The 14,044-nt window shown below is 61.0% G+C and carries 16 protein-coding genes; 5 read left to right on the top strand and 11 right to left on the bottom strand.

The window, feature by feature from the left end; all coding sequences use genetic code 11:
* Positions 1–29 precede the first annotated feature (29 nt).
* Complete coding sequence (locus A9971_RS27160) at positions 30–1,721, bottom strand: AMP-binding protein (RefSeq protein WP_015635627.1); 1,692 nt, start codon at positions 1,719–1,721, stop codon at positions 30–32.
* Positions 1,722–1,883: 162 nt separating this feature from the next.
* Between A9971_RS27160 and A9971_RS27155 the strand changes: the two genes are divergently transcribed.
* Together A9971_RS27155 and A9971_RS27150 are read left to right on the top strand one after the other, a co-directional pair.
* Positions 1,884–2,801, top strand: a complete 918-nt coding sequence (locus A9971_RS27155; protein WP_011061315.1) for a LysR family transcriptional regulator — start codon at positions 1,884–1,886, stop codon at positions 2,799–2,801.
* 71 nt (positions 2,802–2,872) lie between these two features.
* Entirely contained in the window at positions 2,873–3,490 is a 618-nt protein-coding gene (locus A9971_RS27150) for a trans-aconitate 2-methyltransferase (protein WP_183000201.1), read from the top strand.
* Positions 3,491–3,493: 3 nt separating this feature from the next.
* Here A9971_RS27150 and A9971_RS27145 read toward each other — a convergent pair whose 3' ends face one another.
* The 7 genes from A9971_RS27145 to A9971_RS27115 form a co-directional block, all read right to left on the bottom strand.
* Complete coding sequence (locus A9971_RS27145; protein ID WP_183000200.1) at positions 3,494–4,435, bottom strand: hypothetical protein; 942 nt, start codon at positions 4,433–4,435, stop codon at positions 3,494–3,496.
* Positions 4,422–6,047 carry an AAA family ATPase gene (locus A9971_RS27140; protein ID WP_183000199.1) on the bottom strand — a complete coding sequence of 542 codons (1,626 nt, stop codon included), beginning with the start codon at positions 6,045–6,047 and terminating at the stop codon, positions 4,422–4,424. Before A9971_RS27140 ends, A9971_RS27145 begins: the two co-directional genes overlap by 14 nt.
* 271 nt (positions 6,048–6,318) lie before the next feature.
* Entirely contained in the window at positions 6,319–6,798 is a 480-nt protein-coding gene (locus tag A9971_RS27135; protein WP_011061313.1) for a copper chaperone PCu(A)C, read from the bottom strand.
* Positions 6,798–7,403, bottom strand: a complete 606-nt coding sequence (locus tag A9971_RS27130) for an SCO family protein (RefSeq protein WP_011061312.1) — start codon at positions 7,401–7,403, stop codon at positions 6,798–6,800. Before A9971_RS27130 ends, A9971_RS27135 begins: the two co-directional genes overlap by 1 nt.
* Positions 7,404–7,538: 135 nt before the next feature.
* Positions 7,539–7,955, bottom strand: coding sequence for an NUDIX domain-containing protein (locus A9971_RS27125; protein ID WP_011061311.1), 417 nt, complete (start codon positions 7,953–7,955; stop codon positions 7,539–7,541).
* 158 nt (positions 7,956–8,113) lie between these two features.
* A complete protein-coding gene (locus tag A9971_RS27120; RefSeq protein WP_026020264.1) occupies positions 8,114–8,749 on the bottom strand; it encodes a LysE family translocator in 636 nt (211 codons plus the stop codon).
* Between the two features lie 84 nt (positions 8,750–8,833).
* A complete protein-coding gene (locus A9971_RS27115) occupies positions 8,834–9,640 on the bottom strand; it encodes an AraC family transcriptional regulator (protein WP_183000198.1) in 807 nt (268 codons plus the stop codon).
* 330 nt (positions 9,641–9,970) lie between these two features.
* Between A9971_RS27115 and praB the strand changes: the two genes are divergently transcribed.
* Positions 9,971–10,468, top strand: a complete 498-nt coding sequence (gene praB, locus A9971_RS27110; RefSeq protein WP_183000197.1) for an alkane oxidation protein activator PraB — start codon at positions 9,971–9,973, stop codon at positions 10,466–10,468.
* Positions 10,469–10,548: 80 nt separating this feature from the next.
* Here the strand turns inward: praB and A9971_RS27105 are convergent, their stop codons facing one another.
* Positions 10,549–11,631: a linear amide C-N hydrolase gene (locus A9971_RS27105; protein WP_370059139.1), complete on the bottom strand. Its 1,083-nt coding sequence runs from the start codon at positions 11,629–11,631 to the stop codon at positions 10,549–10,551.
* Positions 11,632–11,809: 178 nt separating this feature from the next.
* On the opposite strand from A9971_RS27105, the gene A9971_RS27100 reads away from it, so the two are divergent.
* The gene (locus tag A9971_RS27100; protein ID WP_183000196.1) at positions 11,810–12,643 is read left to right on the top strand and encodes an enoyl-CoA hydratase/isomerase family protein; all 834 of its coding nucleotides are present in this window, start codon (positions 11,810–11,812) and stop codon (positions 12,641–12,643) included.
* 48 nt (positions 12,644–12,691) lie between these two features.
* On the opposite strand, the gene A9971_RS32975 is transcribed toward A9971_RS27100, so the two are convergent.
* Positions 12,692–12,919, bottom strand: coding sequence for an MliC family protein (locus tag A9971_RS32975; protein ID WP_259652296.1), 228 nt, complete (start codon positions 12,917–12,919; stop codon positions 12,692–12,694).
* Positions 12,823–13,212 (bottom strand): lysozyme inhibitor LprI family protein, encoded by a 390-nt coding sequence (locus A9971_RS27095; RefSeq protein WP_259652295.1) that lies wholly within the window; start codon positions 13,210–13,212, stop codon positions 12,823–12,825. Before A9971_RS27095 ends, A9971_RS32975 begins: the two co-directional genes overlap by 97 nt.
* A 242-nt stretch (positions 13,213–13,454) precedes the next feature.
* Between A9971_RS27095 and A9971_RS27090 the strand changes: the two genes are divergently transcribed.
* Positions 13,455–14,030, top strand: a complete 576-nt coding sequence (locus A9971_RS27090) for a hypothetical protein (protein WP_053151678.1) — start codon at positions 13,455–13,457, stop codon at positions 14,028–14,030.
* Positions 14,031–14,044: the final 14 nt, after the last annotated feature.

Here is a 14,044-nt window from a genome sequence, read left to right as displayed (position 1 = left end):
CAATTCTCGCAATGCTGAAAAGGAAGGGCTCAGAGCTGTTGTTCCAGCTCGTTCTTCTTGACCTTGCCGGTGGCGGTCATGGGCAGGCTGGCCACCAGGCGGATCTGCGGCACCTTGTAGGCGGCCATCACCTCCTGGCACCAGGCTGCCAGGGCATGCGGGTCCTGGGGCGCATCGGGCTTGAGCACAACGAAGGCCACCGGCTGCTGGCCCCGACGTTCATCGGCGCGGCCGATCACTGCGCTGGCCAGCACCTGCGGGTGCTGGCCGAACAGCGCCTCCAGCTCGCTGGGAAACACGCTCATGCCATTGACCTTGAGCATTTCCTTGCGCCGGCCCAGGTAGCGGATAAACCCTTGTCCGGTGATCTGCCCCAGGTCACCGGTGTGCAGCCAGCCGTCGCGCAGGGCCGCCGCGGACGCCTCCGGGCGCTGCCAGTAACCCTGCAGCAGGGAAGGGCTGCGCACGCACAACTCGCCCTCGGAGCCCAGGGGCAGCAGGGCGCCGCTGTCGAAGTCGCAGACCTTGAACTCGGTGCCCGGCACCGGCAGGCCGACGAAGGTTGGCGCGCTTTTGAGGTCGAAGTCGTCGGTCTGCAGGCCGGCGGTAAAGGTGTCGCAGGTGTGGGTTTCGGTCATGCCGAAGCTGAACTCGAACAGGGTGCAGCCGGTTTGCGCGCGCCAGCGCTGGCGATAGTCCGGGGTGAGCTTCTTGACGAAGGAGATGCAGCCGGTGGCCTTCAGGGAGCTCAGGTCGTAGTCGGCGACGCTTGGGTGCTCCAGCACTTCGGCGGCGCTGTCCACCAGCAGCCCGCAATGGCTGACCCGGTAGTGCGCCACCGCCGCCATGAAACCCAGGGCGTCCCAGCGCGCCAGCAGCACCAGGCGGCAGCCGGCGTAGATGGGAAACAGCAGGCCGGCGTTTTCCCCGGCGATCCAGAACTCGGGAAGGAAATTGAGCAGCACGCTGTCCTGCCTCAGGCCCAAGGCCACTGGCACGAAGCTGGCGCAGGTGTAGAGCATGTCGCCGTGGCTATGAATGCAGCCCTTGGGCATGCCGGTGGTGCCACCGGTGTAGTTCAGTGCGGCCATATCGCCCAGGGCAGGACGGTGGGCCGGGGTGGCGGCGCGACAGGCCTCCAGGGCGGGGAAAAAGTCGATCACCCCCGGGGCCAGGCGCTTGGGCGCCCGCAGCAGGTCCGGCAGGGGAATGCTCGGGGTGGCCGGGCACAACTCGCTGAGGCTGGTGGCCAGGATCGCGCTCAACTCGCAGGCGTCGCTGACCGCCTGCACCACATCCAGCAGTTGGTCGAAGCACAGGATCACCCGGGCGCCGCTGTCCTTGAGCTGATACTCCAGCTCCAGGGTGCGCGCCAGGGGGCTGACCGGCGCGTACACGGCGCCGCACTTGAGAATGCCCCAGAAACCGATATGCAATTGCGGGCAGTTGGGCAGGTACACCGCCACCCGGTCCCCGGGGCCGATTCCCAGCTCGCCGAGCAAGGCGGCGCACCGGTCGGACAGCCGGTCCAGCTCGGCAAAGCTCAACTGATAGCCATAGAAGTCCAGGGCCACGGCACTGGCTTGCGACTGCGCCCAGGCCCGCAGGTATTCGGTAAGGGGCTGCTGGCCCAGGGGGTACTGCGGGGTACGCGGCGCGCCTTCGGGCCAGGCGGCCTGCTGCAGGGCGTGAAGGTGCTGCTGATAGGCCGCAAGGTCCATGGTGCCTCCTGAATTGTTGTTATCGGCACGGCCATCTTAGGCAGCGCCCGGCGCACCACAGAACCGACGGTTATTCATCGAGATTCATGAATGCGCTACATGGTTCTGCCGGCGCCGGCCCGCTGCTAGCCTGCTGCGGGTCGAGACTGCGAGGGCACAACCATGAACTCACCGCATGAATGGTCAGGGCTGAGCCGCCTGGACCTGAACCTGTTCCGGGTCTTCGAGGTGGTGTACCAGGAGCGCAACCTGACCCGCGCCGCCTCGGTGCTGCACCTCAGCCAGTCGGCCATCAGCCACGCCCTGGCGCGCCTGCGCGCCCAGCTGGACGATCCGCTGTTCGTCCGCGAAGGCTATGGCGTGGCCCCCACGCCGCTGGCCAAGCAACTGGCCCCGGGGATCCAGGACGCCCTCAGCGGTCTGCGCCGCAGCCTCAACCCGGCCCAGGCCTTCGACCCGTTGCGGGACCGCCGGCGTTTCACCCTGAACATGCCGGAGCAACTGGAGCCGGTGATCCTGCCCTTGATCCTGGCGCACCTGAACCGTGTTGCCCCGCACCTTGAAGTGCGCAGCACCAGCGTGCACTGGGCCGACCTGAAGCTGGAGATGATTGCCGGGCGCATTGACCTGGCCATCGAACTGTCGCGGCTCACCGACCCGCAACTGCAACAGCAACTGCTGCTGCAGGACTCCTTCTGCGTGATGGCCGGCCCCGGCTTCAGCGGCGAACTGACGGTGGAACGCTACCTGGCGGCCGAGCATGTGGCGGTGACCTCCAGGCGCCGAGGCATCTGCGTCGAAGACCTGGCACTGGGGCACCTGGGGGTGGTACGGCGCATCCGCCAGCACTGCCAGCACTTTCTCACCGCCGCGCAACTGGTGGCCCAGGGCGATGGCCTGCTGACCCTGACCCGCAACAATGCGCAGTTGATCAACGCCGGGCTGGGCAACCGGATTCTCGACATGCCCCTGACCCTGCCCGAGGTCTGCCTCAACCTGTACTGGAGCAAGCAAGTGCAGAACGAGTCGGCCAACCGCTGGCTGCGCGGGCAGTTGCTGGAGCTGGCAGGGCGCAGTTGAACGGTTTGACGCCCGGCCCAAGCGCCGTTGTGCTGTAATTTGCGGCCACACACGCACACGGAAACCTGTGGATGCACGAGTCCGCCCGTCATATCGTCGATCTGTACCAGCGTCATGCTCGGGCCTGGGACCAGCGTCGCAGGGCCAACCCCGAGGCCTTCGAGGGAGAGCAGGCATGGCTGGAGCGCTTTCGCCGGGTCATGGGGCAGGGCGGCCAGGTGCTGGACCTGGGTTGCGGAGGTGGCGAGCCGATTGCGCGCAACCTGATCGAACACCAATGTGCAGTCACCGGCGTCGACAGCTCTGCCACCTTGCTGGACCATTGCCGCCAGCGCTTTGCCGGGCAGCAATGGATCCACGCTGACATGCGCAGCCTCGCCCTGGACCAGGATTTTGCCGGCATCCTCGCCTGGAACAGCCTGTTTCACCTGAGCCCGGACGATCAGCGCGCCATGTTCGCCGTTTTCGAACGCCACGCCGGCCCGGGCTGTGCCCTGATGTTCACCAGCGGCCCCGAGGCAGGGGAGGCCATCGGCGAATTCGAGGGCCAAGACCTGTACCACGCCAGCCTCTCCCCGGGGGAATACTGCACCTTGCTCGACACCCATGGTTTCGAGGTGGTGCAGCACATCAGCGAAGACCCGGAGTGTTGTGGGCTGACGGTGTGGTTGGCGCGGGGGATTTATTGAGGTTTAGAGCGCCTTGAGGTTTTTGGCGATGTCCCGCAGGCAGATGCCCAGGGCACGTTTTTCGAAGTCGTGCGGGGCAAACCCAAGGATGAAATCCGCACGTATCAACGACTGAACCACCGCATCGCTCTCATCCCGAAACTGCTTGCGCTTGAGCATGTCGGTCACCTCCGGGGCGTACCACTGGTAGCGCTCCTGCAGGTGGAAGAATGTGGTGAACTCGCCCCAGGCCCCGTTACCAGTGACGGTCAGCTCAAGTTCTTCCTCGGTGATTCCAGAGATCCCAAGCGCCGACCCCTTGAGGGTAAAACTCATGTCCAGGGGGGCGGCGGGGTCAAAAGGATGGGGGATTGTATGGGCGGGGTCGTCATCCCCCTTGATCGAGGAGTTGCACGGGTGACAAGAGGGCACCAGGTTGTACAGCGACACCGCCAGATAGGGGTAGATCGACTTGGGCAAGAAGTGATCAAGGGGCGGCCGCATTTCCAGTTTCCTGGGGGTGCCGACACTCTGGCCGTGGTAATTCACATGGTGCAGGTGGCAGTAAGGGCAGATGCGCAGTGCATAACTGCCTACCAGCTTGTAGGCGTTCCAGCCGACGCCCTTGTAGATGAAATTGCTGTAGTCGAAGATTTCGCCCAGCTTGGTGATCAACTTCTCCATATCGGCCTGCCGAGCGCCGGACTTTGCGCTGGGTCGATTTCGCAAGTATTGATCAAGGGGCCCGGCTTGGTGTTTGACCTGTTGGATCACCCCGTGTAGCCGGCTGACATCGCCGACAAGTATGAAATCGCGCTCTCTCTGCAACACCTTCTTCAAGTCTGATGTGAAGGGCGGATAACCGGCGAAGGGTGACTTCCAGGCACTCATGGCCTTGTCAAAACGCTCGCCCAAGGTTTGCAGGTGCCGCTGTTTAGCGGTCGGATCCACCTTAAGCTTGAGCATGCGGGCCTCCGATCAGCACGCTCAACTGTTGTTGTACATGGTGCCTGAGCTCATCGTTGGCCAGTGTGTCGGCGATCTGCCAGGCGTGCCTGATGCTTTCCAAGTCTTGATCCTTGCGGTTCAACACATCTGAGAGTTTGGTCAGCAGGTTCAGGTTGAACTCGCCCGTGAAATCTCCCACCGCGAATACCGAGTTCAAGGTTTGCTTGGGGGTGTAGCCGAAGGCATTGGTCAGTTGCTGGTTGTCCAGGTCGAACAGGCGGCCGGCGGGTGTATCGGCGGCGACGATCAGTGAATGGGTGGAAATGAACACGTGGGTTCTTTTCGCCAGGGAACCGAATTGCCCGATGAATTTCAGCAGGCTGTCGATGTACATGCGTTGCCACTTGGGGTGCATGAACATCTCGCCTTCATCGATGCACAGCAGCATCAACCTATCCTGCGACTCGCGCTCGAACTCGCCGAAGGCCCGGGCGGTGGAGCAGTACAGCGACATCATGCTGGCCTGGCCGGAGCTCAGTTGCTTGAAGGAGAACTGCAGCAAGCCGAGATCGCTCACCTCACCAATCAGCTTTCCATGTTCGCGAATGTGATGACCGACCTTTTCATCCAGGTGAGCCAGGCTGGAGTTGCGTCGCCAAGAATTGATGTCTTCAAACAGCAATTGGATAACGCTCAGCGCATGGCTTGCCTTGGCCAATTGTTGGGCAAGAAGTGCATTTTCGGTAAGTCTGTCGTCTAGAGTCGGAGGGTTGTACAACAGGAAGTTCAGATCGGTATCGTGTGTTTGGATCATCTCCAGCAGGTCATCGATCAGTTCATTCGCATCCAGACCACTGATCCGGTCCACACAGTTCAAGATGGCAAAGGACAAGATGAACTTGATCTCTGGTAAAGAGTTACGGTCCATATTCTGTATGTGCTTTTTCAGTACTGAGTCCGAACTTTCGTAATTTGTTAACTTGCTCCTTCCATAATCGGTCACCAGTTCGAGCAGCGAAAAGGGCTTGAGCTTCAGCTCCACTTGAGCCTTACCGACAAAATCAACCCGCCCCTTGAGATAGGGATAGGCATTGAATGCGGCAACTAGCTCAGACTCCACATCCTTGCCAAACCGTGGGCTTACATCCTTCACTCCTCTTCGTCGCAGACGGCCGCGCCGGACTCTTTCAAAAGGTGAGGTCGTGTAGAAAACCGTTGAAAAATCAGGCACCAATACAGTGGGATCACGATGGATGGTCAGATCGGAACGCAAATCGCTTTCTTCGAACGACGCACCGCATGACAGCTGCAAACCTTGCTGGTTTTCCCACAGCATGCCGACTTTGGATTGCGGCCTCCAATCCGTCAGTCCCTCACACAATCCCAACAACATCTCAGTCTTGCCGCAGCCGTTGTCACCATAAAGAGCGGTGAACGATGCCACCTGCAGCATCCCTGGAGCGGAAGCACTAGACGATGGGTTGATTTCCAGGGCAATTGGCTTTTTTTTATCCGGATTCAACGACGGGTGGACCACCACCTCATAAGCATCGGTTAATGGCAATACGGTGGGCTGTCCCGATTTTCCGACGAAAAAAAGAACATGGATCACAGTGCGGTCTGGCGACATATCGAATCCTTGATAATTGTTTTTCAGCTCTTGCTTTGAATCCTGGCTAGCAGGCCAGCGCACCGGCAAAAAATAGCTATGTGCCATTAGTAAAAAATGGCGCGTAGATTCGCACATGAGTCGGTTGCGGGAAATAGTCGGCCAAGCATTCAAGAGATTGGCGACTGTCGGGTTTTCCAGGTCGGGACGTTTGCCTCGGACAAAAAAAAGCCGCGTCCTACGAGAACGCGGCTTTTTCAGCTGGCCCTGGGGCCATTTGCGCTACTTGTTTTCAGTGTTTCATCATGCTGTGGTCCGGCGCATTCAGCGCTCGGGCTTGGGCTTCGACCTTGATGGTCTCCTTCTCGCCCTTGGCGTTTTCCACGGTCAGGGTCAGGGGCACTTTGTCGCCGGCCTTGATCTGGCCGGTGAGCTCCATGAGCATCACGTGGTAGCCGTGGGTGTCCAGGCTGACTTTCTGCCCGGCCGGCAGGGCCACGGCGTCCACTTGCTGCATGCTCATCACGTCGTTGTGCATGCTCGACTGGTGGATCTGCACGTTCTTGGCCACTGGCGATTGCACCTCAACCAGCTTGCTGTCGCTGCTGGCGGTGAGGTCCATGAAGGCGCCGCTGGCGTGCTGGCCGGCTACGGTGGCGCGGACCCAGGCGTTGTCCACTTGGGTCGCGGCGCTGGCGGTGCCGCCCAGGCCCAGCAGGGAAACCAGCAGCAGGGCAGCTTTGAGACGGGATGGGCGCTGTAGGGAATGCATTAACAAACCTCCATGACGGTGAGCAGGTCTTCCGCGCACTCTTGGGCGGTAAGGGACTGGGAAAGCCCCAGGCGCAAGGTGCCCCGGGAGTCGAAGACGAAACTGGTGGCGGTGTGGGACAGGGTGTAGGTCGAGCCGCTGGGGATCTTTTCGTAGAACACGCCGAATTCCTTGGCGGTGGCAGCGGTCTGCTCCAGGGTGCCGTACAGCGCCTCGAAGCTGGGGTCGAAGGACTTGACGTAGGCGTCCAGCACTTCGGGTGTGTCGCGCTCCGGGTCCAGGGTGATGAACACCACTTGCAGGCGGTCGCCATCACGGCCCATCAGCTTCTTGGCCTGGGCCGCGCGGGCCAGGGTGGTGGGGCACACGGCCGGGCACTGGGTGAAGCCGAAGAAAATCATCGGCATCAGGCCGCGGTAGCTGGACAGCGACTTGGTTTCGCCCTGGGAATCGGTGAGTTTGAAGGTGCGGCCAAGAATCTGATTGCTCAGGTCCTTGCCGTATTTGAAGGACAGTCGGGGACTGTTGTCGCAACCGGCGAGCAGGCCCAGGCCGAGCACTCCGGCGCTGGTGAGCAGGGTGCGGCGAGTCAGCAGAACACTCATGAAATAACGCCCTTTGAACAGCCAGACAGGCAAAAACCCGCGCATGGTAACAAACAGACGAAAGCGGCGGCGGGCTAATTAGACCAATGCCTGCGGCCATCGGTCGCAGGTCGGGAAGGGCCGGGGCGTGGCTGCTCAGCTTTCCAGGGCGGCCATCTGCACCAGGGCGCGCACGGCGCTGCGGGTGGCCTGGGTCAGGGGTTGGGGCAGGCGGTCGAGCTCGAACCAGGCCACATCGCTGTGCTTGTGCGGCTCGCAATTGCGCGCCGGCATGGCCGGGGCCGAGGCCAGGTACACCGGTGATACCCAGTGCTCCTGGCGCTGCGGGTCGATCTGGTCGACCACGCACAACAGGCTCACGCCTTGCAGGGTCAGCCCCAGTTCTTCGTGGATTTCCCGGCGCATGGCCTGTTCCACCGGCTCCAGCCAGTCGACCTTGCCTCCGGGCAGGCCCCAGCAACCGGCTTCCGGGTCGCGCAGGCGCTTGACCAGCAGCAGCTGGCCGTCCCGGACAATCGCGACACCGCACCCCAGGCGTGGCTGTTGTTGCATGGCAGGTCCTCCTTGCACTGTTTCGGCGGGGCAGATACCGGGCAATGCCCGGCAGGCCCGTTCACCGTTGCGACAATATCGGCAGCGGCGCTTTCGGCAGATTATTGCTTTGTTGTTTATTTGTAATGACAGTTGGAAGTCACTGCCCGGGGCGTGGATCAGTGACGCCACACAGTGGCGCCGATCACCAGCAGCGCCAGCAGGATCAGCACCACCCCGGTGCCCCGTTCCAGCCAGGGCAGGGCCCGGGCAAAGCGCTCGCGCACCCGGCGGTTGCCAATGGCCAGGGCCACCAGCACGTCCCACAACAGCACGGCGCTGAACATCCACAAGCCATAGACCAGCTTCCAGCCGGCACTGGTCTGGGCCCCCACCAGGGACGCCAGGCTGACATAGAACAGGGCGTTCTTGGGGTTGAGGATGCCGGAGAGAAAGCCCATGCCCAGGCCACGCCACCAGGTGGCCCGGCCCAGCGGCCGGGCTTCGTCGTTGCCGTCCACCGCGGCCAGTGAACTGGCGCCGGCATGGCGGATAAACAGCCAGCCCATATAAAGCAGGTAGCCGCACCCGGCCAACTGGATCGCCAGGAACAGCGGGCTGCCTGCCCGAAACACCGAGACCCCGGCAAACGCCAGGACGATAAAGGCACCATTGGCCAGGGCGATGCCCAGGCAGGCGCCGGTGGCCGAGCGCCACCCCGCGGCCATGGACATGCGTGCTACCAGGAAGAAATCCGGGCCGGGGGAGAGCAGGGCGAGAAAGTGCGCGGCGGCGACCAGCAGGAACTGTTGAATCATGGGTAGAGCCTTCCAGTGACGTGAAAGCCTGGAAGTCTGCGGCGCCGAGAGAGCCGGGGTATTGAAGAAAATTGCGCGGCCTCAGGCCTTGTACAGGCCCGGGGTTACGCCGACATGAGCCTTGAACACTCGCTGAAAATGCGCCTGATCGGCAAAGCCCAGGCGCTGGGCCAGGGCTGCCGACGCTTCCCCGGCCTGCAGCGAAGCGCGGGCCTGGATGATCCGCTGGTTCAACTGGTAGGCATGGGGCGTCATCCCGGTGGCCGCGCGAAAGGCGCGGATCAACTGGTAGCGGCTGATTCCCGCCAGTTCCGCCAAGTGCTCCAGAGGCCTGGCCTGCTGCGGATCACACTGGAGGAAATCCACGACCCGGCGCACGCCTGCGCTGGCCCGGGCCGGATCGGCCGCCAGGGCAATCACCGGTTGCTCCCGGGTGGCCAAGCCACCGATGAACTCGATCAGCGCGGCCTCCTTGTGCTGCCAGCTGGCGTTGGAAAACAACAACTGGTTGAGCCGGCAAAAAGCCTGGTAGAGGCCACTGTCGTGGCTCAGCACGACCTGGGAAAGCGCCGACCCATGCTGCTGCGCTTCTTCGCGCACAGCGTCCACCCAGCGCGGGTCCAGGTGCAGCATCTGGTAACTCCAGGCGCTGCCTTGCAGGGGATTGCAGGCATGGGCGCAATCGGCCGGGACAAATACCACGCTGCCAGCCCGGATCCGGGTCGGGCCCTGGGCGCCGCCGCTGAACACACTGACACCCCGGTCCACGGCACCGATGGACACCGTCGGATGGCTGTGGGCCTTGTAGTTGGCGCGGCTGTCACAGGCCCGGCGGCTTTCGACGTAGGGCAGGTTCGGGTCGCGCCAGAATTGGGCGGTGGAGGACATGGTGCGGTTCCGCGAAGGGCTGTAGAGACCGCGGCGACGCGGTGGGCGGGTTAGCCTAACAGGGCCCCTGGCAGGCTTGCCACAGGGTTGAAGGCCGATGGGGAGCCTTGACCGATCGGAGATTGCCAGCTATTCGATTCAAAAAAAATATTTCAATGCTGTTTTTGAATTTTGCCCAGGGTGGAGGACTTTCCTTGGCGCCTTGGCCGCTCCCGTGAAATGCAACCGACCTGAAGCTTGGCTGGAAAGGGACGTCCTGCCGTTTTCATGACCTCTCGAACATGGCCATTACCCCGGCGAAACACTTCGCCCTATGCGTGAGGAACAACAATGAAAAGCTTGAATAGCCTGATGATCGCAAGTGCGCTTGTCATAGGGTTGTGCTCCACGACCCTGGTGGCCGCTGCACCACACTTTTCACCCCAGGGCCCGTTCTACGGCAACAATGGCACCCTCTCGATAAAACTGCCGTCGTCGTTTCAGGCACAGGTCACCTGTGGCATCAGCCTGAGCGGTTCGATCAACGCTCAGGATGAAGCCAAGATCCACAGTGTGTTCATCAGCGGTGACGGAATCTGCAAGTCCTTGCAGGCAAAGAATCTGCCCTGGACCTTGAAACCGGAAAACGTATTTTCCTTGAAGCTGGAGGGCGTCAGCTTTGTCGTCTCCAATTTTGTGCCTGCCAGCAATTGCGGGGCCAATGACATATTCGTGACCTGGAACGGTCCCCTTCAAAAGTTGAGTGCCTTCAACCAGGCCCTCACTGGCAATTGCACACTGGCCACGCTGGATATCACCCTGCAGCCAACACTGACTCTGGTCCCGTAGCCCCCTCGTGATACCCCGAGCTCCCGGGCCTTGTGGCCTCAGGAGCTCGGGGCGCATTGCCTCGGCAGCGTAGAAACCGCTCAGGCACCTTGAAACTTGAAGGCGGGGGTGACCTTGAAGTCGCCGGAGACTTCGCCGGAATAGGTGGTGGACTGGTCCTTGCCCAAGTCGAGCTTCTTCACCTGGCCCGTAGTGCTTGCAAAGTCGATCTTCTTCAGGTCGACCCAAAAGGTATTGGGGGTCAGTGCCGACTCGAAAAAGTACAGCTTGCGTTGATGGTCCACTACAGTGCGCCAGCGAGTGGAGGAGATATTCGGTTCACCCGGGGTGGAGATGCCGTAAGGCACAGAGACGTTTCTGATTACGCTGAACACGCTGGCCAGGGAGACCTGCGGGCTCTCGTCCTTGGGAATAGCGTTGACATAGAAGGAGGCCCGGGCGAATCGATCCGCGGCGCGGTTGGTGCCCGGCAACATGACGGTGCCGCCAATGGATTTCCAGTAGGCATTGAGGGCCAGCTGTTCATCAAAGGTCGGGGAATTGGTCATGACCTGGAATTCCCGGCCATGGTGAATCACCGGCTTGCCCTTGATGTACTCGATGATCGCGCTGTCCCCCGTGGCGTCGGAAATCGACAGGTGCAGGGTCGCCAGGCGCGTGTCCCCGGGGACATTGGCCGTCACCAGGGTAAAGGGTTCTTTCTTCAGCGCATCCACGGCCTCCGCCACGGTGGCGTAGTTGTCCAGCACATACTGGGCCCAGGCGGCGATGCTGAGGCCCGGCTTGCCGTTGTCGGGCACCGGGTACTGGGACTCCACCAGCCACAGCAGGTTGGTCACCAGGCCTGCCTGGTTGACGCCGTCGGTAGTCGCGATGTCATAGCCCGAGGCAATCACGCTACCGTAGCGCGAGGTCCACTTGATCGAGTTGGCTCCCACCTCACCATTGCGCTGCATGCCCTGCGGGAAGATCCACAGATGGGTCGCCACATCGGTTTTCCAGTCCATGGAACGGGCGGTGATCACGCTCTGGTTGCTCCCCAGGTAGGTCAGCCGGGTGCAGGCCTGGGCGAGGGGCAGGGACAGGATGATACTGCTGAGGGCCAGGACTAAGGCCCTAGGCACGGCTTTCCTGGGCAGTGGCAATACCTTCATTACCTTCATGGTGCTGATTCCTGTTTTATTCGGCCGAGACGGCGCGGGTCTCTGAACTCATACCAGTCTTTTTCCTTGTCAAGAAAGCCCGGAGTGACCTGAAAATCGCCATAGCCTCACTTTTAGCACTGCCTATACTGGATTGCGCAGCCGTTTCACCGCAGGACACACATAAACAGGAGCGTTTATGACTTTCAGCGAAATAGCCTATGAGCAGTCCGGGCCTGTGGTGATCATCCGCTTCAATCGTCCCGAGCAGCGCAACTGCATCGGCCCGGTCACCCACCGCGAGCTGATCGAGGCCTGGACGCGTTTTCGCGAGGATGACAACGCCCTGGTGGCAATCATCACCGGCACCGGCGACCGAGCCTTCTGCGCCGGCGGCGATCTCAAGGCGGCCGCGCAACTGGTGCCCAGCAGCGCCGATGAAATGGCAGCCCACGACCGTGGCGAACGCCCGGGCATCATCGGCCCCAGCCGCTGGACCGAGATCTACAAGCCGATCATTGCCGCGGTCAACGGCGTGGCCTATGCCGGTGGCCTGGAGTGGGCCTGTTTTGCCGACATCCGCATCGCTGAAGAACACGCCTCGTTCGGCGTTACCTGCCGGCGCTGGAATATCGGCCTGGCGGATGGCGGCACCCAGCGCCTGCCACGGATCATCGGCATGGGCCGGGCCATGGAACTGATTCTCACGGGCAAGGTGATCGACGCCCAGGAGGCGTACCGCATCGGCCTGGTCAACGAAATAGTGCCCAGTGGGCGCTCCCTGAAACGGGCACTGGAGCTGGCCCATGTCCTGGCCGGCCTGCCGCAACCGGCGATGCGTTCGGACAAGGAAGCGGCCGTGCGCGGCTATGGCTTGCCATTGGCGGAGGGCTTGAAGATCGAAGCGCAGTGCTTCAACCGCTCGATCCATCAACCGGAAACCCAGGAAGGATTGCGGCGGTTCATCGAGCGCGATCATCCGGATCGGGCCAGCCAGCAGTCGCCCGGTACGCCGGGTATTGTCAGGAACTAACCCCCAGGGCGTGGCGGCCTGCACCCGATGCGGTGCAGACGGCAGGGCTCAGCCTGCTTTCTTGCAGATCATCTCTTCAGCCCCATGGCCCCAAGTGACAGCAGCCTCGCCCTGATGCTCCCAGAAGCTCTCGTTCTGCCCTAGGTAACGTGAGCCGCTGGCAGAGCTGGCCTCCAGCATCAGCGATTGCCGACCTTTATATAAGGCGGTGAGGGAGGGCGGTTCGGTCTGGAAGAAGGTGACACTGATACGGCCATTGCTCGCGCAATCGAACATGACTGGAGCGGAGGAGGTGACCAGCCCACGTCGCGGCCCTTGATCCAGCCACGCTGTTCGGCCTTGAGCACATTGCCGCGCTTGCCGGCATTCTTCAGGGCGTCGCGATAAATAGTGGCCAACTTGCGGTCCAGTGCCGCGAGACCAGGGTTCTGGCAGATCAGTGCGGTTATCGACCCGGTCATCTTCTCACTGCAGTTGAATGAAGGACCTTGTTCGGCCGTTGCCAGAGAAGTGGCCAGCAGGGCCGATAAAGCGACACTGCCCACCATTGTTCGAAGGGGAAAGGTCATGGGTAACTCCTGATATCCAATATAACTAAACTAAATATTCATTTAGTTTAGTTATTTATAAGCGTCATATTGTAAGGGCAGGGTAGCTCATCCCGCGAGCCATATCTCGACACCCGGCAACACTCAGCAAGACCCGCGGCGAGGTGTATTTGATAAAGGGCAGATCGAAGCTATCCTCACCAGGGGCAGCAATATCGATTATTTAAACTGCATATTGAACAACTAGGCAGGAGCCAAGAAACATGACAGGGGAAGATCTGGTCAGGGCAATAGAAAACAATGCAACGCTCATGGGGCTGAAGGATTGTCCTTCCGTGCCCATTCAAATGAGCTGCGCTGTCTACGGGAAGGTGCAAAATGATGTTGGAAACGATGTCATTACAAATAACGGAAGCATGAAGTACCAAATCGATCAGGCTCTTTTATTTCGCGGCCTGCACTCGGAGACAGCTGTTTGGCACTTTAGTACGGGACCAGTGGTTCATCATTTTGTCGTGATCCCTTGGTACAGGCAGTCAGCCCCTCAAGGGACCGTGTATACGGTATTTATGGCCTACGAAGGAAAGTACCTGCTGGTTAATTATGTAAAACATAACAGCCCGGCCCCTGGTGAGGTTAAAGGCTACAAGACAGCCTGGACGGAAAACGACTTGAGAACCATGCTCTCTGACTTGCTCACCAAGAGTAATGCCTGGGAAGAATACTTCGGCAATGTCGGACCGGCCCAGGCGAATATAATCCACTACTACAAATACAAAACAACAACACTAGACTCTGCAGTTTCCAACGTGAATCGATACAGAGAGCTCTGTCGGTAGATTCCTTGGCCGTC

It is taken from the genome of Pseudomonas sp. UME65, from assembly GCF_014170225.1.
Lineage (GTDB): Bacteria > Pseudomonadota > Gammaproteobacteria > Pseudomonadales > Pseudomonadaceae > Aquipseudomonas > Aquipseudomonas protegens.
This window is presented reverse-complemented; position numbering and strand designations above follow the sequence as displayed.

Excerpts from the sequence above, each read along its gene's own strand:
- A9971_RS27140 (WP_183000199.1), bottom strand. The coding sequence starts at position 6,047 with ATGTCGCCAGACCGCACTGTGATCCATGTTCTTTTTTTCGTCGGAAAA.
- A9971_RS27100 (WP_183000196.1), top strand. The coding sequence starts at position 11,810 with ATGACTTTCAGCGAAATAGCCTATGAGCAGTCCGGGCCTGTGGTGATC.
- A9971_RS27095 (WP_259652295.1), bottom strand. The coding sequence starts at position 13,212 with ATGACCTTTCCCCTTCGAACAATGGTGGGCAGTGTCGCTTTATCGGCC.
- A9971_RS27160 (WP_015635627.1), bottom strand. The coding sequence starts at position 1,721 with ATGGACCTTGCGGCCTATCAGCAGCACCTTCACGCCCTGCAGCAGGCC.
- A9971_RS27150 (WP_183000201.1), top strand. The coding sequence starts at position 2,873 with ATGCACGAGTCCGCCCGTCATATCGTCGATCTGTACCAGCGTCATGCT.
- A9971_RS27090 (WP_053151678.1), top strand. The coding sequence starts at position 13,455 with ATGACAGGGGAAGATCTGGTCAGGGCAATAGAAAACAATGCAACGCTC.
- A9971_RS27115 (WP_183000198.1), bottom strand. The coding sequence starts at position 9,640 with ATGTCCTCCACCGCCCAATTCTGGCGCGACCCGAACCTGCCCTACGTC.
- A9971_RS27135 (WP_011061313.1), bottom strand. The coding sequence starts at position 6,798 with ATGCATTCCCTACAGCGCCCATCCCGTCTCAAAGCTGCCCTGCTGCTG.
- A9971_RS27145 (WP_183000200.1), bottom strand. The coding sequence starts at position 4,435 with ATGCTCAAGCTTAAGGTGGATCCGACCGCTAAACAGCGGCACCTGCAA.
- A9971_RS27125 (WP_011061311.1), bottom strand. The coding sequence starts at position 7,955 with ATGCAACAACAGCCACGCCTGGGGTGCGGTGTCGCGATTGTCCGGGAC.
- A9971_RS32975 (WP_259652296.1), bottom strand. The coding sequence starts at position 12,919 with ATGTTCGATTGCGCGAGCAATGGCCGTATCAGTGTCACCTTCTTCCAG.
- A9971_RS27130 (WP_011061312.1), bottom strand. The coding sequence starts at position 7,403 with ATGAGTGTTCTGCTGACTCGCCGCACCCTGCTCACCAGCGCCGGAGTG.
- praB (WP_183000197.1), top strand. The coding sequence starts at position 9,971 with ATGAAAAGCTTGAATAGCCTGATGATCGCAAGTGCGCTTGTCATAGGG.
- A9971_RS27105 (WP_370059139.1), bottom strand. The coding sequence starts at position 11,631 with ATGAAGGTAATGAAGGTATTGCCACTGCCCAGGAAAGCCGTGCCTAGG.
- A9971_RS27155 (WP_011061315.1), top strand. The coding sequence starts at position 1,884 with ATGAACTCACCGCATGAATGGTCAGGGCTGAGCCGCCTGGACCTGAAC.